Source organism: Polynucleobacter necessarius, from assembly GCF_900095185.1.
In the GTDB taxonomy this organism is placed as follows: domain Bacteria; phylum Pseudomonadota; class Gammaproteobacteria; order Burkholderiales; family Burkholderiaceae; genus Polynucleobacter.
In genome coordinates, this window is the sequence record NZ_LT606948.1 from 517,621 (window position 1) to 543,661 (window position 26,041).

General features: G+C 44.0%; 37 protein-coding genes and 4 pseudogenes. 16 read left to right on the top strand and 25 right to left on the bottom strand.

What is annotated here, in order from left to right:
• Positions 1–252 precede the first annotated feature (252 nt).
• A complete protein-coding gene (locus DXE31_RS03000) occupies positions 253–1,050 on the bottom strand; it encodes a methyltransferase domain-containing protein (RefSeq protein ID WP_114697761.1) in 798 nt (265 codons plus the stop codon).
• Between the two features lie 207 nt (positions 1,051–1,257).
• On the bottom strand, positions 1,258–1,386 hold the full coding sequence (locus tag DXE31_RS12010) for a hypothetical protein (RefSeq protein WP_269460575.1): 129 nt from the start codon (positions 1,384–1,386) through the stop codon (positions 1,258–1,260).
• Positions 1,387–1,712: 326 nt separating this feature from the next.
• On the opposite strand from DXE31_RS12010, the gene DXE31_RS12765 reads away from it, so the two are divergent.
• Complete coding sequence (locus tag DXE31_RS12765) at positions 1,713–1,835, top strand: hypothetical protein (protein ID WP_415077800.1); 123 nt, start codon at positions 1,713–1,715, stop codon at positions 1,833–1,835.
• Positions 1,828–2,298 carry a tRNA (uridine(34)/cytosine(34)/5-carboxymethylaminomethyluridine(34)-2'-O)-methyltransferase TrmL gene (gene trmL / locus DXE31_RS03010; RefSeq protein ID WP_114697762.1) on the top strand — a complete coding sequence of 157 codons (471 nt, stop codon included), beginning with the start codon at positions 1,828–1,830 and terminating at the stop codon, positions 2,296–2,298. The genes DXE31_RS12765 and trmL overlap by 8 nt, the downstream gene beginning before the upstream one ends.
• Positions 2,299–2,324: 26 nt before the next feature.
• Here trmL and DXE31_RS03015 read toward each other — a convergent pair whose 3' ends face one another.
• The 4 genes from DXE31_RS03015 to DXE31_RS03030 are packed head-to-tail and all read right to left on the bottom strand — an operon-like array spanning position 2,325 to position 4,527.
• Positions 2,325–3,344 carry an NAD(P)H-dependent glycerol-3-phosphate dehydrogenase gene (locus tag DXE31_RS03015; protein ID WP_114697763.1) on the bottom strand — a complete coding sequence of 340 codons (1,020 nt, stop codon included), beginning with the start codon at positions 3,342–3,344 and terminating at the stop codon, positions 2,325–2,327.
• 22 nt (positions 3,345–3,366) lie between these two features.
• A complete protein-coding gene (gene secB / locus DXE31_RS03020) occupies positions 3,367–3,894 on the bottom strand; it encodes a protein-export chaperone SecB (RefSeq protein ID WP_114697764.1) in 528 nt (175 codons plus the stop codon).
• Positions 3,895–3,920: 26 nt separating this feature from the next.
• A complete protein-coding gene (grxC, locus tag DXE31_RS03025) occupies positions 3,921–4,175 on the bottom strand; it encodes a glutaredoxin 3 (RefSeq protein ID WP_114697765.1) in 255 nt (84 codons plus the stop codon).
• A gap of 10 nt (positions 4,176–4,185) precedes the next feature.
• Positions 4,186–4,527, bottom strand: coding sequence for a rhodanese-like domain-containing protein (locus tag DXE31_RS03030; protein WP_231969317.1), 342 nt, complete (start codon positions 4,525–4,527; stop codon positions 4,186–4,188).
• Between the two features lie 94 nt (positions 4,528–4,621).
• On the opposite strand from DXE31_RS03030, the gene gpmA reads away from it, so the two are divergent.
• The 4 genes from gpmA to DXE31_RS12345 all read left to right on the top strand — a co-directional run bounded on the left by gpmA (position 4,622) and on the right by DXE31_RS12345 (position 7,535).
• Entirely contained in the window at positions 4,622–5,311 is a 690-nt protein-coding gene (gpmA, locus tag DXE31_RS03035) for a 2,3-diphosphoglycerate-dependent phosphoglycerate mutase (protein WP_114697766.1), read from the top strand.
• Positions 5,312–5,323: 12 nt separating this feature from the next.
• Positions 5,324–6,757, top strand: coding sequence for a S41 family peptidase (locus tag DXE31_RS03040; RefSeq protein ID WP_114697767.1), 1,434 nt, complete (start codon positions 5,324–5,326; stop codon positions 6,755–6,757).
• 75 nt (positions 6,758–6,832) lie between these two features.
• On the top strand, positions 6,833–7,189 hold the full coding sequence (locus tag DXE31_RS12340) for a ThiF family adenylyltransferase (protein ID WP_331852027.1): 357 nt from the start codon (positions 6,833–6,835) through the stop codon (positions 7,187–7,189).
• Positions 7,119–7,535 carry a HesA/MoeB/ThiF family protein gene (locus tag DXE31_RS12345; protein ID WP_331851984.1) on the top strand — a complete coding sequence of 139 codons (417 nt, stop codon included), beginning with the start codon at positions 7,119–7,121 and terminating at the stop codon, positions 7,533–7,535. The genes DXE31_RS12340 and DXE31_RS12345 overlap by 71 nt, the downstream gene beginning before the upstream one ends.
• 4 nt (positions 7,536–7,539) lie before the next feature.
• Here DXE31_RS12345 and ptsP read toward each other — a convergent pair whose 3' ends face one another.
• The 9 genes and pseudogenes from ptsP to DXE31_RS03085 all read right to left on the bottom strand — a co-directional run bounded on the left by ptsP (position 7,540) and on the right by DXE31_RS03085 (position 13,839).
• Positions 7,540–9,288, bottom strand: a complete 1,749-nt coding sequence (gene ptsP / locus DXE31_RS03050) for a phosphoenolpyruvate--protein phosphotransferase (protein ID WP_114697768.1) — start codon at positions 9,286–9,288, stop codon at positions 7,540–7,542.
• Between the two features lie 5 nt (positions 9,289–9,293).
• Entirely contained in the window at positions 9,294–9,563 is a 270-nt protein-coding gene (locus tag DXE31_RS03055; protein WP_114697769.1) for an HPr family phosphocarrier protein, read from the bottom strand.
• A gap of 21 nt (positions 9,564–9,584) precedes the next feature.
• Positions 9,585–10,010, bottom strand: coding sequence for a PTS sugar transporter subunit IIA (locus DXE31_RS03060; RefSeq protein ID WP_114697770.1), 426 nt, complete (start codon positions 10,008–10,010; stop codon positions 9,585–9,587).
• A 5-nt stretch (positions 10,011–10,015) separates the two neighbouring features.
• Positions 10,016–10,963 (bottom strand): annotated as a pseudogene (gshB, locus tag DXE31_RS03065) (glutathione synthase).
• Between the two features lie 29 nt (positions 10,964–10,992).
• Positions 10,993–11,256: a glutamate--cysteine ligase gene (locus DXE31_RS12770; RefSeq protein WP_415077801.1), complete on the bottom strand. Its 264-nt coding sequence runs from the start codon at positions 11,254–11,256 to the stop codon at positions 10,993–10,995.
• A gap of 2 nt (positions 11,257–11,258) precedes the next feature.
• A pseudogene (gshA, locus tag DXE31_RS03070) lies at positions 11,259–12,177 on the bottom strand (glutamate--cysteine ligase).
• Between the two features lie 141 nt (positions 12,178–12,318).
• Positions 12,319–12,558 carry a hypothetical protein gene (locus DXE31_RS03075; RefSeq protein ID WP_197712112.1) on the bottom strand — a complete coding sequence of 80 codons (240 nt, stop codon included), beginning with the start codon at positions 12,556–12,558 and terminating at the stop codon, positions 12,319–12,321.
• Positions 12,552–12,899: a P-II family nitrogen regulator gene (locus tag DXE31_RS03080; RefSeq protein WP_114697771.1), complete on the bottom strand. Its 348-nt coding sequence runs from the start codon at positions 12,897–12,899 to the stop codon at positions 12,552–12,554. The genes DXE31_RS03075 and DXE31_RS03080 overlap by 7 nt, the downstream gene beginning before the upstream one ends.
• 25 nt (positions 12,900–12,924) lie before the next feature.
• Positions 12,925–13,839, bottom strand: a pseudogene (locus tag DXE31_RS03085) (TorF family putative porin).
• A 200-nt stretch (positions 13,840–14,039) separates the two neighbouring features.
• On the opposite strand from DXE31_RS03085, the gene DXE31_RS03090 reads away from it, so the two are divergent.
• A complete protein-coding gene (locus DXE31_RS03090) occupies positions 14,040–14,321 on the top strand; it encodes an accessory factor UbiK family protein (RefSeq protein ID WP_114698633.1) in 282 nt (93 codons plus the stop codon).
• Between the two features lie 168 nt (positions 14,322–14,489).
• Here DXE31_RS03090 and DXE31_RS09720 read toward each other — a convergent pair whose 3' ends face one another.
• The 7 genes from DXE31_RS09720 to DXE31_RS10145 form a co-directional block, all read right to left on the bottom strand.
• The gene (locus DXE31_RS09720; protein WP_162785526.1) at positions 14,490–14,633 is read right to left on the bottom strand and encodes a hypothetical protein; all 144 of its coding nucleotides are present in this window, start codon (positions 14,631–14,633) and stop codon (positions 14,490–14,492) included.
• 274 nt (positions 14,634–14,907) lie between these two features.
• Positions 14,908–15,918 carry a lipoyl synthase gene (gene lipA, locus DXE31_RS03095; RefSeq protein ID WP_114697772.1) on the bottom strand — a complete coding sequence of 337 codons (1,011 nt, stop codon included), beginning with the start codon at positions 15,916–15,918 and terminating at the stop codon, positions 14,908–14,910.
• On the bottom strand, positions 15,915–16,559 hold the full coding sequence (lipB, locus tag DXE31_RS03100) for a lipoyl(octanoyl) transferase LipB (RefSeq protein WP_114697773.1): 645 nt from the start codon (positions 16,557–16,559) through the stop codon (positions 15,915–15,917). The genes lipA and lipB overlap by 4 nt, the downstream gene beginning before the upstream one ends.
• A gap of 8 nt (positions 16,560–16,567) precedes the next feature.
• Complete coding sequence (locus tag DXE31_RS03105; protein WP_114697774.1) at positions 16,568–16,834, bottom strand: YbeD family protein; 267 nt, start codon at positions 16,832–16,834, stop codon at positions 16,568–16,570.
• Between the two features lie 19 nt (positions 16,835–16,853).
• The gene (locus tag DXE31_RS03110; RefSeq protein ID WP_114697775.1) at positions 16,854–17,567 is read right to left on the bottom strand and encodes an alpha/beta hydrolase; all 714 of its coding nucleotides are present in this window, start codon (positions 17,565–17,567) and stop codon (positions 16,854–16,856) included.
• A 25-nt stretch (positions 17,568–17,592) separates the two neighbouring features.
• Complete coding sequence (locus tag DXE31_RS03115) at positions 17,593–17,901, bottom strand: (2Fe-2S) ferredoxin domain-containing protein (protein WP_114697776.1); 309 nt, start codon at positions 17,899–17,901, stop codon at positions 17,593–17,595.
• 15 nt (positions 17,902–17,916) lie between these two features.
• Complete coding sequence (locus tag DXE31_RS10145) at positions 17,917–18,519, bottom strand: hypothetical protein (RefSeq protein WP_197712114.1); 603 nt, start codon at positions 18,517–18,519, stop codon at positions 17,917–17,919.
• A 373-nt stretch (positions 18,520–18,892) separates the two neighbouring features.
• On the opposite strand from DXE31_RS10145, the gene DXE31_RS03125 reads away from it, so the two are divergent.
• Together DXE31_RS03125 and DXE31_RS03130 are read left to right on the top strand one after the other, a co-directional pair.
• On the top strand, positions 18,893–19,678 hold the full coding sequence (locus tag DXE31_RS03125; protein ID WP_114697777.1) for a biotin--[acetyl-CoA-carboxylase] ligase: 786 nt from the start codon (positions 18,893–18,895) through the stop codon (positions 19,676–19,678).
• The gene (locus DXE31_RS03130; protein WP_114697778.1) at positions 19,675–20,484 is read left to right on the top strand and encodes a type III pantothenate kinase; all 810 of its coding nucleotides are present in this window, start codon (positions 19,675–19,677) and stop codon (positions 20,482–20,484) included. Before DXE31_RS03125 ends, DXE31_RS03130 begins: the two co-directional genes overlap by 4 nt.
• Here the strand turns inward: DXE31_RS03130 and rfaE2 are convergent.
• On the bottom strand, positions 20,481–20,969 hold the full coding sequence (gene rfaE2, locus DXE31_RS03135) for a D-glycero-beta-D-manno-heptose 1-phosphate adenylyltransferase (protein ID WP_114697779.1): 489 nt from the start codon (positions 20,967–20,969) through the stop codon (positions 20,481–20,483). The genes DXE31_RS03130 and rfaE2 overlap by 4 nt on opposite strands.
• 184 nt (positions 20,970–21,153) lie before the next feature.
• Here rfaE2 and DXE31_RS03140 point away from each other — a divergent pair.
• The 7 genes and pseudogenes from DXE31_RS03140 to DXE31_RS10165 form a co-directional block, all read left to right on the top strand.
• Positions 21,154–21,621: pseudogene (locus DXE31_RS03140) on the top strand (glutathione peroxidase); the annotation flags it as partial.
• On the top strand, positions 21,618–21,950 hold the full coding sequence (locus DXE31_RS10150) for an NAD(P)-binding protein (protein ID WP_197712116.1): 333 nt from the start codon (positions 21,618–21,620) through the stop codon (positions 21,948–21,950). The pseudogene DXE31_RS03140 and the gene DXE31_RS10150, both read left to right, overlap by 4 nt.
• Before the next feature lie 338 nt (positions 21,951–22,288).
• Positions 22,289–22,498, top strand: a complete 210-nt coding sequence (locus DXE31_RS10155; protein WP_197712118.1) for a hypothetical protein — start codon at positions 22,289–22,291, stop codon at positions 22,496–22,498.
• 500 nt (positions 22,499–22,998) lie between these two features.
• The gene (locus DXE31_RS12015) at positions 22,999–23,277 is read left to right on the top strand and encodes a DUF1365 family protein (RefSeq protein ID WP_269460576.1); all 279 of its coding nucleotides are present in this window, start codon (positions 22,999–23,001) and stop codon (positions 23,275–23,277) included.
• Positions 23,261–23,818, top strand: coding sequence for a DUF1365 domain-containing protein (locus DXE31_RS03150; protein WP_269460577.1), 558 nt, complete (start codon positions 23,261–23,263; stop codon positions 23,816–23,818). Before DXE31_RS12015 ends, DXE31_RS03150 begins: the two co-directional genes overlap by 17 nt.
• Positions 23,819–24,267: 449 nt before the next feature.
• Positions 24,268–24,486: an SDR family NAD(P)-dependent oxidoreductase gene (locus DXE31_RS12350; protein ID WP_331852028.1), complete on the top strand. Its 219-nt coding sequence runs from the start codon at positions 24,268–24,270 to the stop codon at positions 24,484–24,486.
• Between the two features lie 40 nt (positions 24,487–24,526).
• Positions 24,527–24,763 carry a Rossmann-fold NAD(P)-binding domain-containing protein gene (locus DXE31_RS10165; protein WP_197712120.1) on the top strand — a complete coding sequence of 79 codons (237 nt, stop codon included), beginning with the start codon at positions 24,527–24,529 and terminating at the stop codon, positions 24,761–24,763.
• A gap of 49 nt (positions 24,764–24,812) precedes the next feature.
• On the opposite strand, the gene DXE31_RS03165 is transcribed toward DXE31_RS10165, so the two are convergent.
• Both DXE31_RS03165 and DXE31_RS03170 read right to left on the bottom strand, forming a co-directional pair.
• On the bottom strand, positions 24,813–25,460 hold the full coding sequence (locus DXE31_RS03165; protein ID WP_114697782.1) for a thiol:disulfide interchange protein DsbA/DsbL: 648 nt from the start codon (positions 25,458–25,460) through the stop codon (positions 24,813–24,815).
• The gene (locus DXE31_RS03170) at positions 25,457–26,041 is read right to left on the bottom strand and encodes an SPOR domain-containing protein (protein WP_231969318.1); all 585 of its coding nucleotides are present in this window, start codon (positions 26,039–26,041) and stop codon (positions 25,457–25,459) included. Before DXE31_RS03170 ends, DXE31_RS03165 begins: the two co-directional genes overlap by 4 nt.

The window sequence follows — 26,041 nt, forward strand, 5'->3', positions numbered from 1 at the left end:
GCAACAGCAAAACCAAAAGCTACTGCAAGATAGAGCGATGCCCTATACTGACTTTTCCAAAGAAATGCATCTTATTCTCTGTTTATTGTCGTGAGCAAAGCAGCAAACATGCCACAAAATGCCCAAAAAAAACGCTATCAACCTAATTTGTATTGCCACAATTATAGGGTTAATTAGCCTCCACAACACACTTGGTTACCCCAGCTTGATCCAATCTTGGTCAAGATCTTAAAGATAGGAAGCACTTACAACTTAAGCCGAATCTGACCTAGCCTTGCGTCCAATTTGCTTTACGTCAACATAGGCCACCTTGTCCTTTGACTTCGCTAGGTGCTTTCCGATCACCCAAGCATGACCATAAATAAGTTCCAATGTTAATTTTTGCGGCAAAACGTCATTTTCAATTGCCCCAAGAGGGGTGATGTCGAATAATTTCATGGCTCTTGCATCGGCCAGCAACAAGTCCGACCTCTCATACTCCAGTGACAAATACTCCATATCCATCACAGGATCAGAAAATCGCTCTGCGAGCAAAGCATCCCCCATGTCATGCATATCCCAAGGGCTCAATAGATTCTTTAACTTCAATCCTTTGATGCTTTGCAATCTCAACTCTTTCCCAGTGTCTGGCCCAAGATAGCTGAAGACAATTAAACCGCCCTTACGTAATACACGCCAACTTTCCTGCAGAAAGTGTTTTGGGTCCGCCAGATCCTGCAATAGAAGGTTGCTAAAAATTAAATCGACGGAATTATCAAGAATGTCAAATTTTCCAGAGGAAGCGTAACTTGCAAATGGGCTGATACTGCTTCCAAATAATGAGCGTAAATTACTCAAAGCTTTAGCGCGCCACAATTGAAAATCAGATACATCCTCGTCTACAACACTAATTATCTGTGCCTTAGGAAATCGCTTAGATAGCGCACCTAAATGTTTGCCTGGAAAATCTGGCGCGATCAAAATATCTTTGACATCGAGCTTTACGATATCTAATTTCTGCAGCATACGATCTGCAATTTCGTCTTGTAACCAGCTAATGGACTGGGTCATTAGCTCAGTATACTCAGCGCCCCATGCAAACTCCAGCGAACATTTTTGAAACCCTTTGTAACCAGCTTTTACCAACTGCTTGCCTCGTATGTGAGGAGTTTCAAGAATCTACTATCTGCTAGAGTTGTCTGAATCTCTTAGAAAATGAAGCGCTACTGAATTACCAGTGCTGCCATCAGTGCGGGATAGCTCTTGATGCCAAAGAAATTACCCTTCAACAATGTGAACCCTGTCAACAGTCTCATCCGTATTTTGATGAGACTTTTTGTCTAGAGCGCTACGACGGAATATTGCAAAACGCTCTACACGAATTGAAGTATCACCAGTGTATTGCATATACCTCTGCCCTAAGCAATATCTGGAATACGCTTTTCTCAATGCAATTAGAAAGTATTGCAGCAGACTACCTATTGCCTGTACCGCTAAGCACTCAAAAAATTAGCAGAACGAGCTTTTAATCAAAGCTGGGAGTTTGTTAAACGTGTTCGCTGCACCACAAGGATTAAAAAACACCATACGTCCTTAAGCGCCATCATCATTTAGAACACCAAGCAGGGCAGACTCTTACAAATCGACGCTTGGCTATTCAGGGAGTATTTTATGTTGACGATATTTACGCAGAGCAAATACAAAATAAGACCATTATAGTCTTTGATGACGTCATGACAAGCAGCGCGACTCTGAATAAAATTGCCCGTATTCTGAAGGACAATGGTGTATCTCGCGTAATTAATTGGGTATTACTAAGGACTGCGCGACCAACCCAAAGAGTGTCACATGTTTAATATTGTTTTATTCGCACCTGAAATTCCCCCTAATACCGGTAATATCATTCGCCTGTGTGCAAATACGGGCGCAAAACTATATCTAATTGAACCACTCGGGTTTCCAATGGAGGATGCAAAACTTCGCAGAGCAGGTCTCGACTATCACGAATTTGCCAAAGTAAAAGTTTATAAAAATTGGAGACAATTTCTAAAAGATGAAAAACCAGAACCTAATCATCTATTTGCATTAACCACTAAAGGCTCAGGAAAATTTCATGAGGGCAAATATTCACCTAATGACTACTTTATATTTGGCTCCGAGACAAAAGGGATTACAGATGAAGTAAGGGACTCCATCCCAGCATCTAATCGCATGCGTTTAGCGATGCAAGACAATAGTCGTAGTCTCAACCTATCAAATATGGTTGCAATTGTGGTGTATGAAGCATGGCGCCAAAATGGGCTTGTAGGCGTCAACTAGTCAAGCGACGCCAAATAAATTACTTACTACTCGATTTTAGGATCGCGCCCCATCAGTTTTTTTATAGCATCTTGAGGCTTTAGTTTTCCTGATAGTACTTGGCCCATCATGGCGGTTATTGGCATCCCAACCCCCAAGCGCGATGCTAGATCTCCAACTGCTGATGCACAGAGCACGCCCTCTGCAACATGCCCCAAGCTTGAAAGAATTGCTGGCAGCGATTTACCAGCAGCTAGCTCAAGACCAACCCGACGATTACGAGAAAGATCGCCAGTAGCAGTCAAGATCAAATCTCCAACCCCAGTTAGGCCCATACAAGTTTCAGATTTACCACCAGCCGCTTTTACGAGACGCATCATCTCTGCCAATCCTCGCGTGAGTACCGCGGCACGAGCATTGAGACCCAAACTGAGACCGTCCCCAATGCCTGCAGCAATAGCAAGCACATTCTTTACAGCACCACTTAACTCAACACCAATCAAATCATCACTGGAATACACACGCATATTTCCATAATGAAAAGCTTCTTGAACTTTCTCACAAAGTTTTGCAGACTTACTTGCTACCGTTAAAGCGCAAGGCATGCCTTCGCCAACTTCACGTGCGAAGCTTGGCCCAGATAAAGCGCCATATGAGTGCGTTATTCCATGAGAATGAATATTGCTCTCACGCTCGACAATTTGATGAGGTAGTAAAGCAGTAGAGGGCTCCAAGCCCTTACTTAACCAGATCACATTAAGAGGATGCGCTGCGACCTTTAGAGCTTGAGCAATTGTCTCCGCAAGCCCAGATATTGGTGTAGCAATAACCAACAGATCATCGCTAGAGAGTCTCTTGATAGCAGCAGAGAAATCACTCTCGAACTTCAATCCATCGGGCAACCGAATACCGGGAAGATAAGCACGATTCTCAAGGTTGTTTTGAATATCAAGCAATTGTTGTGGACTGCGAGTCCATAGACAAACTTCGCCCTCTTGGATGTCACGAGCTGCTTGCGCAGCCATCGCCGTCCCCCATGCGCCAGCACCAAGTAGTGTCACCTTCATGATCTATAGGCTATTAAAAAGCCTAGTGAGGAAGGATAATTTTGCTCTCATCCACACCACCATCACCTCTGCCATCTGATACCGCTTGCTGAGCCTGCATCAAGCGGTGCTCATACATGCCATGAAAATTAATCTCATTCAAGTGAATTGGCTGGAAGCCAGCACGACTAATAATGTCGGCGATATTAGAACGTAGATATGCATACAAAATTGTTGGGCAAGCAATGCCTAACATCGGATCGATTTGTTCAACAGAAATATTACTGAACTCAAAAATACCTGCTTGCTTTGCTTCAATCAAAAATAATACTTTCGCATCCACCTTAGAGGTGACGGTAGAACTTAAGGAAACCTCGAAGATGCCCTCTGTCAATGGGACAACTGCAATATCAATCTCTACTTGTACTTGCGACTCAGAAGCAACCAACAAAATATGCGGCGCATTGGGTTGTTCGAGTGACAAGTCTTTCAGATAAATACGCTGAATACGAAATCCAGGCTCTTTTGATTGCTGTTGATTTTCTTGAGATGTAGATGATTGTTTAGTCATTGCCAACTTTCTTTATATTTAATTTATTAGGTCAATAAAGGATCGAGCTTGCCAGCACGATCCAAAGCCACTAAGTCGTCATAACCACCAACATGGGTATCGCCAATATAAATTTGAGGAACAGTACGACGACCAGTACGAGCCATCATCGCTTCGCGTTTTGTAGGATCACAATCAATCAAAATTTTTTCAAGATTAGCAACTCCCTTCTTGAGTAATAACTTTTCAGCCATTACGCAATATGGACAAACCTGAGTGCTATACATTGTTACTGACGGCATTAATTTCTCCTTACTTCACCAATGGAAGTTCTGCTGACTTCCACGCCTGCACACCGCCTTCCAATGCGCCAACATCAGCAAAACCCAGTTTTTGAGCTTCAGCAACCAGCTTTCGAGACTGAACACCAGTCTCGCAAACCAACACGACAGGTAGCTTACGATCTAATTTGAACTTTTCAATTGCTGCAGTTAACCCAGAAGGATTTGCAAGCTTGGCTCCAGGTAGATGTCCGATCTTGAAGACTTCTTCGGAACGCACATCCAATACATGGGCCTTGCGACGATTGATCCAAATCGTCGCCTCGGTTGGTGACAAGCCTTTTCCGCCGATAAGCGTAGATAATGTAGGCATGAAAAGCGCTAAGCCCGAAACCAGAAGGAGGGAGATTAGCGCTAAATTATCGATTTGCGTAAGAAAGTTCATCATCGGATTATAGAATGGCTCTATGAAACAATTTATCCTTATTCGTCACGGCGAATCTGCCTGGAACCTTGAAAACCGCTTCACTGGCTGGGCGGATGTTGACTTAACCCCCAAAGGTGCGCAACAAGCCCTCGCAGCTGGTGAAAATCTGCGTAAAGCAGGCTATGAATTTGACATCGCCTACACCTCAGTTTTGAGGCGCGCTATTCGCACCCTTTGGAACGTTCAGGACACCATGGATTTGATGTGGCTACCTGTAGTGCATAGTTGGCGCCTTAATGAACGTCACTATGGTGCACTGACTGGATTAAATAAAGCTGAGACGGCAACAAAATATGGTGATGAACAAGTTCACATTTGGCGTCGCTCGTATGATGTTCGCCCACCCCTATTAGAGGATGAAGATGAGCGGAACCCTAAGAATGATGCGCGCTATTCAAAATTAAATCCCTCAGATATCCCTCTTGGCGAATGCCTAAAAGATAATGTTGAACGTGCGTTGCCTTTATGGAATGAATCAATTGCCCCAGCATTGAAAGCGGGCAAGCGCGTGCTTTTGGTGGCTCACGGTAATAGTATTCGCTCTTTGATCAAATATTTAGATCAAATGTCAGATGAGGCCATTATGGAAGTCAATGTACCCAATGGCGTGCCACTTGTTTACGAACTCGATGACAACCTCAAACCTATTCAACACTTTTACCTAGATTAAAGCAAAAGAGAGATGCGACAATTTTTAAAGAATTTTGCTCTAATTACCGTTGGCCTAATCGCTGGCGTTGCTGCTACGATCCAGCTCTCTGCCACCGCTCAGCAAGGCACTCAGCTTCCGCTTGATGAGCTTCGGACGCTATCGAATGTATTTGCACAAATCAAGCGTGAATATGTTGAGCCAATCGAAGACAAACAATTACTAACCGATGCAGTCAAGGGCATGGTAAGCAGTCTTGATCCGCACTCGACATTCTTAGACAAAAAAGATTTTTTAGAAATGCAGGAACAAACTTCTGGAAAATTTGCTGGGCTTGGAATTGAAATTACCTCGGAAGATGGTGTAGTGAAGATATTAAATCCAATTGAAGATAGCCCTGCAGCACGTGCTGGCCTTCAAGCGGGAGATTTAATTACTCGCCTTGATGACAAACCTGTGCGTGGCATGTCACTTGACAAAGCGGTACGAACAATGCGCGGTACACCTGGCACCAAAATTACCTTGACTGTATTTCGTAAAAGTGAAGAACGTAGCTTTCCTTTGACAATAACTCGCGCAGAAATTAAAGCACAGTCAGTCAAAACAAAAATACTCGATAACAATATTGCATGGGTGCGCATTACTAGCTTTCAAGAACGCACAGTTCCTGATCTCGCAAAAAAATTAACCGACATAGCTAATCAAGATCCAAAATTCAAAGGGATTATTTTGGATCTTCGTAATAATGGTGGTGGCTTGCTTCAAGGAGCTGTCGGGGTTGCATCTGCATTCTTGCCTGCAGATGCCGTTATTGTCTCTACCAAGGGCCAAACTCCAGATTCAAAACAAGTCTTTAATGCCTCCCCTGCAATGTATCGACTTAGTGAACCTGGCGACCCTCTGGCAGGTGTACCAACAATGTTTAAAAAATTACCAATGGTAGTCTTAGTCAATGCCTATTCCGCTTCCGCATCAGAGATCGTGGCTGGTGCACTCCAAGACTATAAGCGCGCAACAATCATCGGGAAAACTACGTTTGGCAAAGGTTCGGTGCAAACTGTCCATCCTCTTACCAATGACTCTGCATTAAAAATCACCACCGCTTATTACTACACACCTAGCGGTAAATCAATTCAGGCTTACGGAGTGAAACCAGATATCCCAGTCGACCAAAATAAAGATGGCGATCCAGATGATGTATTAATCACCCGCGAAATTGATAGTGAAAAACATCTGCGTAATAAGCAATCCGCTGAAGACAAGCTCATTAAAGATCGTGAGCAACGACGTCTAGAAGCGCTACAGCGCATTGAGGAAAAGAATGCCAAGAAGACTCCTGAGGAAAAAGAGAAAGAAAAAAATAAAAAGCCTCCTGAACTCGGCAGTGCAGATGACTTCATGCTATCTCAGGCGGTGGCCTTCATTAATGGCCAGCCAGTAAAACGATCATCCTCTAAGCTCGAATAACTTTTCGATCTTTGCGACCGGCGCATAAATGACGAGCAGCCACTTCGATACTCTAGGCATTTACTGCTCGAGGAAATAAATGTCCAGGGCCAAGAGAAGCTTCTCAATGCTCATGTACTAGTAATTGGTGCAGGTGGCTTAGGTAGTGCCGCCGCGCCATATTTAGTAGCTGCCGGGATTGGTCATATTATCCTGGTCGATCTCGACTCAGTTGAGCTAACTAATTTGCAGCGCCACATCATGCATACCGAAAGCAATATTGCCAATAGTAAAGCGGCCTCTAGTAAAGAATTTCTTGAACGTCTTAACTCAACTATCCAGGGTGAAGCAATTCCATTCAACACTACCGACTCGCTCCTAGATGATTTGCTCCCAAGCGTTGATATTGTTCTTGATTACACAGATAACTTTTTCAATCCGACAACTGATTAATGCTGCCTGCGTTAGACACTTCACCCCGCTAGTTTCCAGATCCGCTCTCAAGTTTGATAGTCAAGTCAGTGTTTTTGATCCCCGCAATTCCAGTGCACCATGTTCTGCCTGCATCATCTCTCCAGATGAGCAATTTGAAGAAGTCAGCTGTTCGAGTATGGGCGTCTTTTCGTCTTTGGTGGACATAATTGAAGCCATTCAAGCGGCACAAGCCCTGCACATATTAGTTGGCTTTGGAGAATCTTTGGTGGGGCGTATGTTGCTGTGGAATGGTCGCACTACTCAGGTTGACGAAATTCGCATGAGCCGAAATACTGAATGTTCAATATGCGGCACCAGTCATTAGGCTACTAGGATAAAAGTCGCTCTAAAGCTTTTGCCTGCTCTTCAGGTTCATAAGCCCTCAATACTCTAGGCACACGAGCACGCAACAAACCCACATTAGCACTCAGAACCTCCCGCTTTACCAAAAGGAGTTGATTGAAATGCATCGAAAAGTCAGTTAATCCTAAAGCTAGTAGTAGTCTTGTCAACGCTGAGTCACCAGCCATTTCACCGCAAACCGCTACCGGTACATTTGCACGCTTAGCCTGATCAATGATGTTTGCAAGTAAATTTAATATGGCTGGGTGCAAAGGATCATAGAGGTGAGCAACCGCATGATCAGCCCGGTCAATCGCCAAGGTGTACTGAATTAAATCATTGGTACCAATCGAAAGAAAATCGAATCGATTAATAAACAAAGGTAGCACTAATGCAGCGGCTGGAATTTCAATCATGGCGCCGACTTGAATATTCGGATTAAATGCCTTGCCACGCTGATGCAATTGTTGTTTAGCTTTTTCAATCAGTCTCAATGTTTCATCAATCTCTTTTGCATGCGCCAACATTGGAATCATGATACGTGCCTGACCATGCGCAGATGCGCGTAAGATCGCTCTTAGTTGCGTTAAAAAAACTTCGGGCTCAGTTAGTGACCAACGAATTGCTCGTAAGCCCAGCGGGGAAGTCCCCGTTTGAGAGATATCTCTACCGCCGCCCAACGCCTTATCGGCACCAACGTCGATTGTTCTAATATTGACAGGCAAGCCATGCATCAGATCAACCACTCGACGATATTCTTGGTATTGCTTTTCTTCATCAGGCAGCGCTTGCTTTCGGTCCATGAATAAGAATTCGGAGCGAAAGAGGCCAACGCCTACAGCGCCTAACTTGACTGCTTGAATAGCATCTTCTGGCAATTCAATATTAGCGAATAATTCAATTTCAACACGGTCGGCTGTTTCAGTTTTCGCATGTTTTAACTGCTGAAGCTTGCGAGCCTCTTTGAGAATCTGGGTTTGTAGCTCGCGATATTCCGCAAGAAGTTGCTCGTCGGGAGCGACCACCACCACACCACGCTCACCATCTAAGACCAACCAATCACCGTGCCGAATCATTTCACTGGCATGTCGCACGCCCACTACAGCAGGAATTTCCATGCTACGAGCAACAATTGCAGTATGTGAAGTTTTTCCGCCAAGGTCAGTTATAAAACCAGTAAAGGCATGCTCCTTAAAACGTAACATGTCATGAGGTGCAATATCGTGCGCAACAATAATGGATTCAACACCAATATCGCTTGTGGGCAAGAAATCAGAAGGAGTTAATGAATCTTGTTGAGCATTCAATGTCTTGATAACACGTTCGGCAACCTGCCTAATATCATTGGCACGCTCTTTTAAATAAGAATCTTCAATCTCAGCAAATTGCTCTAATAGATCATTGAGTTCTGTTGTTAAGGCCCAAGCAGCATTTAGACGTTGTGTCCGAATTAACTTAATGGGCTTTTCGGCTAATGCTGGATCAGCCAGGATCATGCCGTGCACATCTAAAAATGCCGCCATTTCTGGTGGAGCATCTTTTGGCAAGCCTTGACGCAATTGATCGAGCTCAAGACGAACTTGATCGAAAGCGTCCAATAATTTTTTGGCTTCGGCTTCTTCCTTGCCGGAGTCTATTAAGTGATGACTTACCTCTATCGCTGCACGAGAAATCAGTACCGCCTTGCCAATGGCAATCCCTTTCGACACAGGAATTCCGTGCAATGCAAAAGTCATTCTATTTACTCACCTTCGCCAAAGCGATCATTAATGAGGGCGGTAAGGGCAGCCATTGCCTCTTCTGCCCTATCACCTACCGTCTCAAGCGTCACAGTGCCTCCCATGCCGGCCGCCAACATCATTACACCCATGATGCTCTTAGCGTTAATTTGACGACCATTTCGTGACAAGAATATTTCACAAGGAAATTGCGCAGCCAACTGCGATAACTTTGCAGAAGCACGAGCATGTAAACCTAACTTATTAATGATTTCAATTTCTGCAGTAGGCATGTTGGGATGATCCTTCAATCATTATTTATCTTGATTTACTTTGGTACCAAGACGCAAAATTCCATTTTGACCACCTGCGAGCGACTTTTGAGCTAATTCCTCTAATCTCTCTCCACGATGAGAGATGCAACGCATCAACATTGGTAGATTCAATCCAGCTAAGACGATGACTGGCGCATTTAATCCAGACAAAGGACCAAGGGCTTCTAATTTTGAAGCTACATTGGCGGGTGTTGCTCCCATGACATCGGTCAAAATCAGCACGCCATTACCCGTATTAACACCATAAGCTGCTTTTAATACACGCTCAAAACTCGCTTTAGTATCCTCATGCGGGGGAATATCTACCGCCCGCACACGCTCTGGCACTACTCCAAAAGTATGTTCCGCAAATCCTAGCATTGCGCTAGCAACCGGCGTATGGGCAACAATCACAATTCCAGCCATATTATTTAAGTTAAAGCTTTCTCAACTTTTGCCAACCAAAATTCTGAAACGTTAAAGCCACTTTGGTCGGTAATTTCAACGAAACAAGTAGGGCTAGTCTCATTAATTTCAGTGAGGTAGCCGCCAATTAAATCCAATCCTACTAAGGATAATCCACGCTGACTCAAGATGGGCGCCAATTTTTCAGCAACTGTATGTTCAGTCTCAATTAGTGGCATAGCAACACCTTTTCCACCGACAGCCAAATTACCCCGAATTTCACTCCCCTGAGGTTTGCGTGCAAGCGCAAATGGCACTACCTCTCCACCAATTAATAGAACACGCTTATCGCCTTAAGCAATCTCTGGAATGAAACGCTGAATCATTAAGGTTCTAGCGCCATTCTCTCCAAGGATCTCAACAATACTTGCCAAGTTAAGTCCGTCTGAACCAACTCGGAATACACCCACCCCCCCCATACCATCTAAGGGCTTAATCACAATATCGCAATAGGTTTGATGAAAGCGCTTTACCGCCACCAATTCTCGCGTGCCTAAAGTAGGAGGCATTAACTCTGGGAATTCAGTAATAGAAAGTTTTTCTGAATGATCACGCACAGCACTCGGCTCATTAAAGACTTTTGCGCCCTGACGAACCGCAGCTGATAACAACCATGTTGTATTGAGATACTCAATATCAAGCGGAGGGTCAGTGCGCATGAAAACAGCAGAGAAAGAATTGAGTGCTCGAGGCTCCTCATTAGCCAGATCAAACCAGGCTGTTGTTATGGAGCTTGGCTTAATTACCAAGGCTTGGCAATCAGCCACTACAAACTCATCTCGCCATACAATATTTCCACTATAACAAAACCATAAACGATGACTCGCTTCTTGAACTGTACACATCATCGCCAAGGTAGAGTCCTTTTGAATCTTGAAAGACTCAAGGGGGTCCGCAATAAAAAGAAAATCCATTTTTTCTCTTAAGAAATACAGTATTTCATTTATGCAGCTTCGGCATCAGGATCGGTGCGCTCTAGCTCCAATGATGCAGCAAGTAGCGCTAGACGGGCTACTACACCATATAAATAAAAGCGATTAGCTACAGCGCTGCCTGACTTAGCACCTAAGTCGGGCATTGAGTTTTGCTCAAACGCCAACGGTACACAATGCATCCCTGGTGCATTCAGATTTTCATCGGGACCACGGTCGGTATGCGCGCGATAAAAGCTACCAATCACATAACGATCAATTATATAAAACCACAAGCTCAGCAACCCGCTTCATTGACTTTCTCAAAGGTGTATACACCCTCCTGAATTAATACATCACTTACCTCAAGACCCTCCTTCACAACACTCATCTTATTGCGGTCTTTATGATTCAAGCCTTTTAATTGCGATGCATCATTTACCATCATAATTCCCATGCCATAAGTACCTGCATCTGCCTTCATAACGACGTAAGGCGTCTCTTTAATACCGTATTCACGATATTTTTTTGCAGTCTTTTTTAATATTTGCTCGACTGCAGTTTGCAACTCTTCTTCGCCTTTACGCTCATGAAAATTAATATTCGAGCAGGATGAGAAATAGGGATTAATCATCCAGGGATCAATATCAACTACTTTGGCGAACTTCTTGGCCACCTCTTCGTAAGCGGCGAAGTGATTAGACTTACGACGTACATGCCAGCCCGCATGCAGGCCAGGCAATAAGTATTGCTCGTCAATATTTTCTAGTATTAGTGGGATCCCCACGGATAAAGCGTTATTCAAAAGTATCGAACACGGATCAAAATCTTTTAGGCCTAAACGTTGCTTCTTGAGGTCTAATCGAGAAATGGGCTCTAATAATAAGCGATTACCCTCTGGCAATTCAATCCATGTGGGCTTCTTAATGTCTTCCGAGAAAGTGCCTAAGCGAACATTCAATCCAGCCTGACGCAGAATGGAAGACAAGCGGTAACATTTGAGGCGAAAGATTATTAAATCCTCCTGGGAACAGATTGGTATCGACTGGGGCCAACTTAAAGCCAGAATTACGAAGATCAACTGAACAATAGAAAGGAGGCATGTGTTCTTGCCACTCCAGCCCGAACCAACGCTCTATCGTTGGTGTCGCTTCTAGAACCTTTGACTCTAATTCGAGCACAGGGCCGCTGAGTGCAGTAATGAGACGTAGAACCATTCTACCATTGTAAGATTATTAAAAGAAAGACGCGGGATCCTCGGATCCCGCGCTTAAAACTGGGTAGTCAACCAAAACTGCCCAGTGAGGGGTAAAGCTACTAATTAAGACTCCTAGGCAGACTCGCCGTGTGAGCTGATATTAAGGCTCGCGCTCTTCATCTTCCTTAACACGCCAAACCATCATCCAAGCGATATCTGCTTTATTACTCTTCTCAGAGCACAGCACAGGAGCAGGCTCTGCAGCGGCAGGAGTTGCAGCCGGGGCAGTTACTGCTGGTTTTTTGGCTTTATCAGCATAGGCTGGCGAAGTCACGATTACACCAGTAGCACCAACGGCCAAAGCCATCGCACCACCAAGTCGTTTCATCCAAGTTAACATTTTGAACCGCTCTTTAAAGTGCTGAAGCGTTGGTATTCACCGGTGTGAATACGAATGACGTGCTCAACTGGTGAGACAAAAATCTTGCCAGTACGCGCTGATTTTTCAATTGCCTCAATCGCGCGCTCTAAGATACCATCTTCCACAGCAGCTTCACTTTTTACTTTAGGTAAAAAGTCGACAACATACTCAGCACCGCGATATAACTCAGTGTGACCTTTTTGACGACCAAAGCCTTTAACTGCGGTGACAGTGATGCCCGAAGAAGCTCCCACTTCCGAGAGAGCTTCGCGTACTTCGTCAAACTTGAATGGCTTGATGATTGCGGTAATTAATTTCATACACTTCTCCGATTAGAAGTGGAACTTAGAAAGTTTTGGTTAGAGAGATCAAATCGGTAGATCTACCCAAGTTTTTGCCCTGAGGGTTTAAGCATGCATAGCCACCTTGGTAGGTAGCTGCGTTAGTTCCAATATAGGCAATTGCTGCAGATAAACCACTACCAAAGTCTTTGGTTACGCCTAACTTCTAATCGGTATAGCTGTATAAGGTGCTATTTCTGATTCCATTCAGAATAGAGTTTCCCACATAAGAAGTAGAGTTATCGTTTACATTGCCAGCACTGTACTGATATCCAATATGGCCGTTCAATGTCATGCCCCATACACCGGTGTTGTAATTCAATATCAAATCAGGATAGTAAGATCCTGTTGAATTAGCTGTACCGAATGTAGTTGATACTGCATAGGAAAAGTTCGCAAAACCAGTTAAAGGACCAAAAGTAAAGCTCTGGGCTACATAAACTTCACTCGTATTTGGGTTGGTTGCTCCAGCTGGAATTCCTGAAGTTGGGTAGTAGTACTACAAGAATCCAATATCAGATGCGAAGCCTTCACCAATCACCTCCTTCTTAAAGCCAGCATAGAAGTCCATTTCGATAGGTGCAGACACAGTCTTTCCAGCAGACCCGTTTCCACCGTAGCCACCATTTTGACCGAATGAATCACTGATCCAGCTGATTGAGCTGTTCCAGTTACCAATATAGAAGCCGCTCTCGTGTGCGTAATCAAAACCACCTTGAATAGCCGGCTTAAAGTTTGACTGACTCAGTCCACGATAGCGATAATCATTAACAATAGTTACGTTAGTTGCAACAGGACTAGCTTCTGGCGCGTCTGCAGGAGCCGCCTGAGCAAGAGCTGCTGTGGAAAATAAACCAGAAGCTGCTAGAGCTATGGCCGTCTTTTGAATTATTTTCATATAAAACTCCTTAGTGGTCATGACAGTCGACCCCTGTTTGACTGCGGGCAAATTCCCCTAATTAAGCTGATGCAGTTATTTGGTGCTTACTATTGCACCCCAAGGGGGAATTGAGGGGATTTTTTGGGTTTTCAACCCCTTTTGGGCATTTTTCGCCATACAACTTACAATACGAATATGTATCTTTTCTGCAACTATTGATTGAACTGCGAATCATCATCATGCAAAAGCCTGACGAAATCCTCGAACAAATCCAACGTATCGCAAACGATATGCAGTATAAGGCTGGTGATGCGATCCGCAATTCACCGGCTCAAGAGCTTGAGAAAAATGTACGCGCCATGATAAATCAAGGATTCCAAAAGATGGATCTGGTCACCCGAGAAGAATTTGAACTTCAAACTAAAGTGTTAGCTAAGACGCGCGAAAAATTAGAGGCGCTTGAAGCTAAGGTTGCAGCACTAGAAAACAGTAGTCGGTCACCTGAGGTGACGCCTCTTTAATTCCCAGATCTCCTCCGGAGAAAAATCGCTGAAAAAGGTTTCCTACCCCTCTTTCGAAAATAAAGTTTTTGGATTTTCAGAAACTGCGCCTGTACGCAGAACAGAAACTTGGTAAATCCAATGATCTCCGTTGGGAGCCACGCGATTAATCCAGCGTACTCGCATCATTTATTGCGTTTTTCCATTTGCCATTAGATCAACAAAATAATCTTTTGTTGGCAAACGCTGTCGATCTGCTGTCTTATAAAAATTTTCTTCAATAGCAATTTCACCACCCGAGGCTTTTGTTCTATCAACTAAATTTGCTTTCAACTAGGCAAGCAGTTGATTAAGTGAGTTACTTTGAGATGATGGCAACTGAATGACGCTGATTGAATAAATCTCCTCATCAATCTTGACTGCTTCGATTGTCTGTAAAAGCTCTGGATCTTGGTATAGAATACGGCGCTCAATTTTCTCTGGCGTGCCAGGAAATAATGCCGTATATCTGTCTTAAGGAGCTTGGACCTTTCGCCAATCTAACTTGGGACTACAAGCTGCTAGAAGAATAAAAGTTGTTGCTATAGCAACAACTTTCAGAACCCTTCTATACAATCCCAGCTCCGTGTGCCTGCTGGTCGGCGTGATAACTTGAACGCACCATTGCACCAACGGCCGCATGGGAAAAGCCCATGGCATAAGCTTTTTCTTCGAACATCTTGAACACATCAGGATGAACATAACGCGTCACCGGTAAGTGGTGTCCTGAAGGAGCTAGATACTGGCCGATCGTTAACATATCAATATTGTGATCACGCATATCCTGCATGACTTCTAAAATTTCTTCGTCGAGTTCACCTAAACCCACCATCAAACCGCTCTTAGTAGGCATGTGAGGGAAGCGCTCTTTGAAGTCTTTTAAAAGTTTTAATGAATGCAAATAATCAGCACCCGGTCTAGCTTGTTTATATAAACGAGGTACTGTTTCAAGATTGTGATTCATGACATCAGGCAAACCACTGGGTGCATGCTCCGCAAATATCTCTAATGCCTTATCAAGGCGACCACGAAAATCTGGCACCAATACTTCAATCCGAGTATTAGGTGAAAAAGAGCGCGATTGAGAAATACAATCAACATAGTGCATTGCACCACCGTCACGCAAATCATCACGATCAACGCTAGTAATAACCGCATAATTCAATTTAAGCGCAGCAATAGTGCGTGCTAGATTGGCAGGCTCTTTTGTATCCAGAGGATCGGGTCTGCCATGGCCAACATCACAGAATGGGCAACGTCGCGTGCACTTGTCGCCCATGATCATGAAGGTAGCAGTACCCTTACCAAAACATTCCCCAATATTGGGGCAGCTTGCCTCTTCGCAAACCGTTACCAATTCATTCTCGCGCAAAATCTTTTTGATTGCACTAAAGCGAGAATTATTTGAGGCAGCCTTTACGCGAATCCAATCCGGTTTTTTTAACGCTTCTTCAAGCGGAACAATTTTGATCGGGATGCGCGCAGTCTTCTCGCTTGATTTTTGTTTGCGAGAGGCATCGTAATTGAGGTCTTGGCGTGCCTCAATCGTATTGAGAATGTCAGACTTATTGGTTGTCATGATGGCTTTAGTTGCTTTTGTAGGTGCTGCAAAAGCTTTTGGCTAATAGTGTCTATATTGTCCGTGATCCCAAGAGTCTGCATATCAACTGTCTTTAAACCCTCATAACCACAAGGGTGAATACGCTGAAAAGCATCCAAATTAGTTGCCACATTCAAAGCTAGACCATGATAAGAGCACCCTTTTGAGACTTTAAGACCCAAAGCTGCAATCTTGGAACCTACCCACTCTGTCGGCACTCTTGGGTTCTGAGAGACATAAATACCAGGGGCGCCAGGGAGTCTCTCAGCCTGAATATCAAAGTCTGCCAGCGTATCAATTACCGCCCGCTCAATTCGAGAAACCAATTCCTTTACGAAAATCCCCAAACGACGAAGATCCAACAAAAGATAAACCACGATTTGGCCTGGACCGTGGTACGTTATTTCACCGCCACGATCAACCCGAACTAAGGGAATTTGATTGCTTGGAGAATGTAAATTGCCGGCATCACCGGCCAAGCCTAATGTAAAAACTGGGGGATGCTGTAATACCCAAATTTCATCAGGAGTCTCGCTAGTACGATCTTTAGTAAACGCTTGCATCGCTTCATACGTCGCCCTATAATCTGCTAAGCCCAATTGTTTTACAAAAGGAATCATCCATTCAATTACAAAACAATACTAACCAATGGATGAGTGGATAAGGTTCTATACAACTCATCTAGCTGCTCTCGACTGGTAGCTGTAATTGGCAAAGTAATGCCAAAATAATTTCTATCTTTAGATGGCCGTTGTTTTACCTTACTCTCATCAAATGTAGGATCAAATTGTTTTGCAATATGCACTATCGCAGGAAGGTATTCGGGATTCGATTTTCCCATCACCTTAATCGGAAATACGGATGGATACTCAATTAAAGATTTTTCTTCGGCCATCAGCTTTCTCTAGCACGCATTATTTTCGGTGATCTGGCATGCCCAACCAGCCGCCAGTAATGATGTTGCCAATGCAATGTAATCGACGATGGAAAAAGTGATCTGCGCCTGGAACTACTTGTACCGCAAGTTCCTGAGGTCGCGCCCAATCCAGCACATCAATCAAAGGAATAGTTTCATCTAATTCACCATGAATCAAGATCGTATCAAACGGTACTTGAGCTAAAGTCCATTTGCCAGCAGCACTTCCGACCATCACTAGACGCTCAGCTGGGCGACCGAGGTCTGCAAGTCTTTGTACCAAGTGACTACCAACAAAGCTACCAAATGAGAAACCTGAAATCACTAAGGGCAAAGTATTGGCATTCATAACCCAAGCATGATTTGCAGTTGTCTCAACTTGACCCCAACTGGATGGGGTCCGCATCCAGTCCGTTACATGAAGCAAATCTTCCAGCTCACCCACACCATCATCATGAACACCTACAGTTCCACCTACACCACGAAAATTTGGCCGCACACTGACATAATCTAATTGGTTAAAAGCGCGCGCTATAGTTTGCGCCACTTTGTTATCCATGATCCCTCCCATCAAAGGATGGGGATGGGCAACGAGGGCTAGTCCACGCACTGCAAAGGTGGGGTCATTTTTTAATTCGTCCGGGAGATCAATAGACATCTCCATCGATCCAACGATGCCTTCAATATGAATTACTTTTGTACGACTGTTCATTAGAATACTTTCAATCTATTGCACACTAAGTTAATTGCAAGCGCTCAACTGGGTGCCCCAAGATTAAATGGGATTGAATGATTTCTTCAACGTCATCCTTATCAACAAAGGTATACCAAATACCCTGCGGATAAATCACCATTACTGGACCCTCCGCACATCGATCCAAGCAACTCGCTTTATTTACGCGAATCTTTCTTAGTCCTGCAAGACCAAGTTCTTTAACTCTCTTTTTGGCATAGTCAAACAAGGCAAAAGCGTTATGCTGCTCACAGCACTCCTCACCATTGTTACGCTGATTTAAACAAAAAAATAGGTGGTGTGAAAAACTCATATCAATATATGTTGTTCAATGTTTCGGTTTAAATTCCCAGGCACTTCGTATCAGCCAAATTAGCACTAACGGTAACCATACTACTGAAACCCATTGTATTAACTGATTGAAATGCAATAGTCGCCCTTGATACCAGTGCCGAAGTGTCATTATGAAATGACGATTGTCAGGCAATATGTTGACTGCAACTGTAACACTAATTAAGCATAACAAAGCGAGCCAGAACTTCATCCGTACTTCAAGCCTCACTGCCCACTTTAATAAAATGCTACCCAAGACCATGCCCCACAGAGCGCCAGTAGTCAGCCAAATTAAGCTAAACTCCACACCAAACTGAAGAGCAGTAAATAAGGTCTTAATCACCATGGTTAAAACTAGCAAGGCATTCAGAATACGCCACTGAGGGGCTTTGGCACGCAAATCCAATACCAAGCCATGAGCTCTGAGGATAAATCTGAGCTTAAGGAAACAGCAAGAAAAGCGCACACGCCGCCCAATTGAGACCAACCCATTGATCAAATCGCCTGCAAATAGCGCTTCCAGAGAGCCATTGCGGTCCCAACGGAATCGCCAAGAATCCATCTGACTAGGTATGCGAGTGGGCAACCAGGTTTGCAAGGTTTCAACCCCTAACGCCAACAAGGCTGCACTTAAGCCACGTGCAGGACCCAGAGCAGAGAAGTTACGCCATCGCGGCTATGCAGCAAACATCACCCAAAATCCAAATGGTATGTAGGCCAAAATATTGACCGACAGATCACATAGAGTAATAAAGCGGGGCAAGGGCGCACTCATCCAAGCCCAGGCAGAGATCCCGTTATGGAAATCAAAATCCAAGGGCTTCAAGCTGACATAGATGATCAAGAGCGCATAACTCAACCTCATAACTTTAGCTAAAGGCATGGCCTGCAGCGGCCATACAAACTTTCTAGGACGATGATCTTTTTGATCTATCCCACAATTCTAGGTCAGACCTTTCTACAATGGCAGAATGACTGCTAACTGCATATTTGAGCGCGTTGCCGAAACCAGGTCAACCAATGATGATCTTTTGGAGCGATGGCGCGCAGGAGAGTTAATCGACCCCGTAGCACGCATTGCCTATAGACAAACTGCCGGCAAGGGTAGAGCGGGCAGATCCTGGCTAGCCAGTCCAGAAGACTCCCTTTGCTTCTCTTTGGCACACCCCTTCAAAAGAACGCCTGCCGAGCTGAGTGGGCTGAGCTTACTAGTCGGCCTTGCCGTGCTTTCAGGAATTGCTCAAGCTTGTAATCTCAGGGGGTCAGAGCTTCATGAAGCCGGTTTTCGTCTCAAGTGGCCGAATGACTTATTGCTGAATAACAATAAACTGGCTGGCATCCTGATTGAGGGTGGACAAGCGAAAGCGGGTGAACTCACCTGGATGATCATTGGCGTGGGTATTAACTTACGCAATGCAGGGGTCAGTGCTGCACAATTAACCAATGAACTAAAAGCAAGTTCTCTAGATCAAATTACTAAATCACCTATAGATAATGAATATCTCTGGCTCAAACTAGTTGAGTCTCTTGAAAACCATTTTGCTAAATTTGATCAATATGGATTTCGGCCTTACAAGGAGGAATGGATGCAATGGGATGCTTATCTGGGTCAGACAGCGTGCATCTCAGGAGCCGGCAAAGACCCCGTATTCGGCATTGCAAGAGGCGTAGATGATTCAGGGGCATTACTATTGCAGCAAGCAAATAAAACTGTGACTGTACATGCAGGCGATGTTTCATTGCGAATTCAAGCATGAGCCTCTATTTATTTTTCGATGTAGGTAACACGCGTCTGAAATGGGCGGCTGTTGAATCCAATCAAAATCCAAGCACTCAACAAAAAAAATTATGGGCTTACTCTGGTTCTATTAACAGCAAGTCTTTGCAATCTGAAGAACATCGATCTGAGTTAGCGGATTACATCTCTAAAACACTACCAAAGCCAACTGCAATCGGTTTTTGTTGTGTTGCAGGTCAAGAGGCGATTTTTAATCTCAAGTCATTATTTCCCCAATGGAACGATCTTGTATGGCAACAACTCAATGGTGATAGCCCCGTCCCTGGGATGCGTAGCCTTTATCAAGAGTCTGCCAAACTTGGAGTCGATCGTTGGGCAGCGCTAATTGGTGCTCGTGCTTTATCTAATAAAAATACTTTGATTGTGAATGCTGGAACTGCCACAACAATTGACTTACTTGGATCCAATGGAGTGCACTATGGAGGATGGATTTTGCCTGGTCTTTGGCTGATGCAGACAAGCTTGGCAAGCAACACTGCCCAGCTTGAATTACCAACGCGGACAGAACATCATGGTTTTGGCACTTGCACTAACGATGCCATTATCGGTGGTTGTGATGCCGCTCAAGTCGGCGCTATTCTTTATGGAATTCAGCAGGCAAAAAAATTCAAGCTTCCTATCGAAAAAATTTGGCTTGATGGTGGGAATGCCAAAATCCTCGCAAATGAAATACAGAAGATCAATTTACCAATCAAGAAAATCATTGAAGTCACTGAGGGATTGGTCCTTCGGGGAGTCTGGTCTTGGTTAAGACAAAATCCTTAGGATCGGATCTTCCCTAAAAGAGAAGTCGTTGAACGCTCATACAAAAAAGGTATGGCTATTGCTTTGCCTCCCCAACTTTTGACTAGATGGGTTTCTGCCAAAGTTTCGATTTCGTAATCCCCACCCTTGACATAAATATCAGGTCGCATTTTTTCAATTAAGTTCACTGGAGTTTGCTCAGTGAATAAAACGACCATATCCACGCTCTCTAGAGCAGCCAATAAAGCCTGGCGATCTGCCTCAGAGTTAATCGGCCTGTCGTCTCCTTTCCCCAACATCTTTACCGAAGCATCCGAATTAACACCCACCACTAAACTAGCGCCCAATGCACGTGCCTGCGCCAAATAACTGGCATGGCCACGATGAAGGATGTCAAATACACCATTAGTAAATACCAATGGCCGCGGAAGCTTCGCTAGACGAGTAGCAAGCTGTTCTAGTGGGCAAACTTTAGCTTCAAAAGGGGGGGGTGGCAAAAGACTCATCACTTAATATTAATGGCAATCTAGCAAGGCCAGCGATCTTGCCCAGAATATCTTAGACTTGGGCTCTATCAAATGAAATATAAAGGCGTTTTATGCCCCGCCATCCAATGCATTACCTATTTGGGCTAATTGCTTTCTTATTTGGAATGCAGCCCGTATTTGCCACCCAAAACTGTAGTCCATGACTTTCCCGCGCCTACAAGATGAAGCTCCCCAGAACCTTTGCCAGTATCAAAGCAAGGTCATCATGGTGGTGAACACAGCTAGCTTCTGTGGCTTTTCAAGCCAATATGAAGGATTAGAGAAGATTTATGCGAAATATCAAGATCAGGGCTTTGTAGTTCTGGGGTTTCCCTCTAACGATTTTGGCCACCAAGAACCGGGCAGCAATAAAGCAATCGCTGATGTCTGTAAAAATACATATGATGTGAAATTTCCAATGTTTGCTAAGAGCGTGGTTTCGGGCAACAACCCAAATCCATTATTTAAGATGTTAATCGCGAAAACTGGCACAACTCCAAAGTGGAACTTTTATAAATATTCAATAGATCGCAATGGTAATGCGATTGCTTCCTTTGGAAGCATGACTAAACCAACTAGCAGCAGCATTACCAACAAAATTGAAAAGCTTTTGGGAGAAAAAGTCCAGTGACTCACAAACGAATTGCCATCATTGGCGCAGGCATCTCCGGATTAGTCTGTGCATACGCCAGACAACATCCTGAATTCAAAATCACTCTTTATGAAGCCGGAAATCACATTGGCGGTCATAGTAACACTGTAGATTTCACAAAAACCATTGATGGTAACGCACTAACTCATGGGGTAGATACTGGCTTCTTAGTTTTCAATCGCAAGACCTATCCTCGCTTAGTGCGGTTATTTGAAGAAATTCAAGCCCCAGTTGCTCCAGCAGAAATGTCTTTTTCAGCTTCAATTGATTCCTCATCAAAATCCCCTTCAGAGAAAAAAATTGAGTAAGCAGAAAATGACATTAATTCTTTTTTTGGCCAAAGATCTAACTTGCTTTCTCCGTCACTCTGGCGGATGGCCTATGATATTTTGCGCTTCAATCGTCTAGCCACTAAGCTTGCACATCAGCAAATTGAAGCAGGTCATTGATATAAAGAACCAGATGAAAAGATTGCAGACTTTTTAAAGCGCCATCGTTTCAGCCAAAGTTTTAAAGAAAATTACTTTCTGTCAATGATTGGTGCTATTTGGTCATGCTCTGTTGAGCAAATGCGGGAATTTCTGATTCAAGCCATGGTGCATTTTTGCCATAACCATGGGCTATTACAAATTCAAAATCGCCCTCAGTGGCTAACGATTCAGGGTGGCTCACGGGAATACGTCAAAAGACTAGTCGCGCCGCTCTTGACAAATGTAAAGTCACCATTAAGCGCGAATGTGTTCTGCGCGTAAATACCACTCATGATGGCGAGCAAGTTGAAGTAATCAGCCAGAATGGCAGCGCCTATTTTGATGAAGTCATCATGGCCTGTCACAGTGATAAAACACTCGATTGAGTATATGGCATTGATCAGCAATCCAGAAATATTTTGGCAACGATTCCCTATCAAAAGAATAGGGCTATCTTGCATACCGACCCTCGCTTCTTACCTCCAGCAAAACGTTGCTGGGCCGCCTGGAATTACACAGCCAAATCTGGCGATATACCCAATGCGAAACAACATGTCAGTGTTAACTACTTAATTAATCGTCTTCAACCACCCCAAGATCAACTGCAAGATACTCACATCATTGTCAGCCTCAATCCATATCAGAGGAACCAGATCCCAAACTAATTCATCAGGAGATTCATTATTCGCACCCCGTATTCGATATGAGCGCAATCCAGGCCCAGAAAGAGCTTCCCTTGATTCAAGGCGTTTCTTCCATTTGGTATCGCGGTGCCTGGACAGGATTTGAATTTCATGAAGATGGCTAGTGCTCTGGCGAGTTAGTTGCAGAGGCTTTAATTGAAAGTATTCGGCAGCCTTTTAAAAATAAACAAGACGTGTAGTTCATGTCATCCGCCAAGATAAATTTTGGATTAGTGAAGCACCGGCGCTTTCGGCCGGCTAACAATGCCTTTGGCTATAGCGTATTTACTGTATCCATACCGATGCGTGCTCGCAAAGCAAATCCAAACTTACTTGACCAGTATCGGCTATGCAATAACCGCTGGGGATTATGTTCTTTTTTTGATAAGGATCATGGCTTAGGGTCATCTAATAGCCTAGCCTGGATTGAAAAAATTCTGAAAGAAAACCAAATTTCCAATATTGATGGAGCAATCTGGTGACATACATCTCCAAGATGTCCTAGGATATGTTTTTAATCTAGTCAGTTTCTGGGTCTGCACTCGCGCAGATGGAACAGTACAAGCCGTATTGGCTGACGTGAATAACACTTTTAGCGAACGTCACTGCTATTTGCTGCATAAGGATTCGGACCAAGAATTGCAATCAGGCGAAACTCTTACTAGCAAAAAAGCATTGCATGTTTCTCCATTTTATGAGATTCGTGGCGAATATCATTTCCGCCTCCTATTTACAGAGGATCGTGGAAGCGGCAAAAATAGCGTCTATCGCATCGAACTACACGAAGATGGACTGTCCCTTATTAATACCAGTATTAGTGGCATTAGTCGCCCACTCAGCCGAGGCAATGTGAGTCTGGCACTGCTTCGTTACCCATTAATGAGCTTAGATGTGATTTGCCGACTTCATTGGCAGGCGTTGAAATTATGGATAAAAGGTGTACCCTTTCATTCAAAATCTCAACCTCCAGCACTTGAAGTTAGTCGAGGAATCGCCCAGGACAATCCCTTCTCTCTAGATTGAATTTTTCTCGTCCACCAGAGCGGACTCAGGCTTCACAACATCAAATGAGCACCAAAACACCGCTAACTCTTCTCAATCAACTCAGTAGGGGTCACTTAAGGATGACTGCTACCGACAGAGCAGAAGATTTTTGCAGAAAGCCGCCTCAATAATATCCAAACGGAACTTGCAAATCCCCCGCCATTTGAAGTGCGCCTACAGGACTATCGTGATTGCAGAAGACCTTTTTGAACGTTATCGTCACAACACTGACTTTATTCAACAGCATGTCTTTCCCGGGGGCATGTTGCCATCTCTGGCAAGCTTTTAGGCCAGCGCTGCTGAGGCCGACTTAAGAATCGAACGAGAATTTGCGTTTGGACATGACTAATGATGAGTAATTACAGCTTGCTTACAACCTTATTCAAGCAAGCTGGGGTGGAATTGATCTTCTGTTATTTGTTTCTGGCATTTATACCCCACTTCGCGCAGATCATTTTGATATTCAGGTTGCCGAGAAAACCATTCATGCGCATCTCTTGGGGCCAATGAGAGCAGTTGCGTTGGTTATTCCTGAGATGTTGCGAGCCCACCACTCGGGACATATTGCTATCGTTGGCAGTTTGGCAGGATATAGTGGCCTCCCCAAGGCATTAGCCTACGAATCAAGTAAGGCCAGCCATTATTAATTTTTGTGAAAACCTTTATTACGACTTACTTCCAAGAGGAGTGAGCGCTCATATGATATCGCCAGGATTTGTAGCCACCGAGGCTACTGCACAAAATAATTTTGAAATGCCTGCGCTGATTAGTGCTGAAGAAGCTGCTCAAGAAATTCTGGATGGTACCCAGAAGGGTCAATTTGATATTCACTTCCCTAAGGAAGTCTCCAGATTCTTAAAATTCCTTAGAATCTTGCCATATCCAATCTACTTTTGGATTGTGCGTCGCTTTGTCAAAATTTAAGCGGTAAAAACATCAAACTTCTTTGAAGCCTATAGCTAGCTATTTGAAGTTATTGTTTGTACTTATTTTTTCGAATTTTGTCTTCTAAATAATCCATCACAGTAATTGACTTTGCTTTGGTACCAGCAATCGATGGTGAGGTTAAATACTTACCCTGCATCACAATGGTAGGCGCCCCGTCAATGCGATATGCTTCGGCTATCTGCTTAGCAGCACGTGCTTTAGAAACAACCGCAAATGATCGATAGGTTGCCAAAAATGAATTACGATCAATGCCTTGCGAAGCAATCCAATCAGCAATTTCCTTCTCATTTAAAAGACGCTTATTTTCTTTATGCATGGCATACATGACTTTTTCATTAAGGGCATCGCCTTTGCCCATCGCCTCTAGGGCATAAAATAATTGGCTGTGAGGCATGAAGTCATCACGAAAAGCCACAGGAACCCTGCGAAATACAACGTCTTTTGGCTGACGCTTCACCCAGGCGCTGAGCTCTGGCTCGAAGTCGTAGCAATGCGGGCAGCCGTACCAGAAAAATTCAATTACCTCGACCGTATCTTTGGTTGCAACTGGCTGAGGCATGGGCATCACACGACAGTCAAAACCTTCTTCAATTTTTGGCGCTTGAGCACTGACAATGCCAATCAAAGAAAGGAGTGCTAAAAAAGTAATTGCTCTTTTGCTCAATGAAATCATGATTTACTAGATTTAATTAAAGTTGGTTTAATTCCCATACCGCTTAACTTATCACGTACGGCATTACTCTCGTCGACACTGTTATATGGGCCGATACGAACACGCCATAAGGTATTTCCCTCACTTGCAACCTCACTTAGCTGCGCCTGAATTCCCTGAATCGCCAAATTCGCCTTTTGCGCATCCGCCTCAGAGCGCTTAGCAAAAGCTCCGACTTGCAAGAAATAAATAGAATCAGATTTGGTAGTAGATGCCGGGGTTAGATCTGCAGGTTTATCAGCAGATTTTTTACCGCTTACTAAATCACCAATTGGATCAGACGATGAAGGCGCGGGCGACCTACCTTGTAGAAGCTTATTTAAATCTACCTGCTCAGTAGCTGCAGGGGCCCCTCCCTCTGAAGGCTTAATGGTGAGTGGCAAGCTTGGCGCTCGCATTCCTGGTCGCTCTTGTGGTGTATTTTTATTTAGATAGAAGGCGACGACAAATGCGATTGCTAGTCCAGCGCCTAAACCCAAAATAAAGCCAAGAATAGTTCCACCATATTGGGAATTCTTGCTATCTGGGCTTTTGGGACGCAT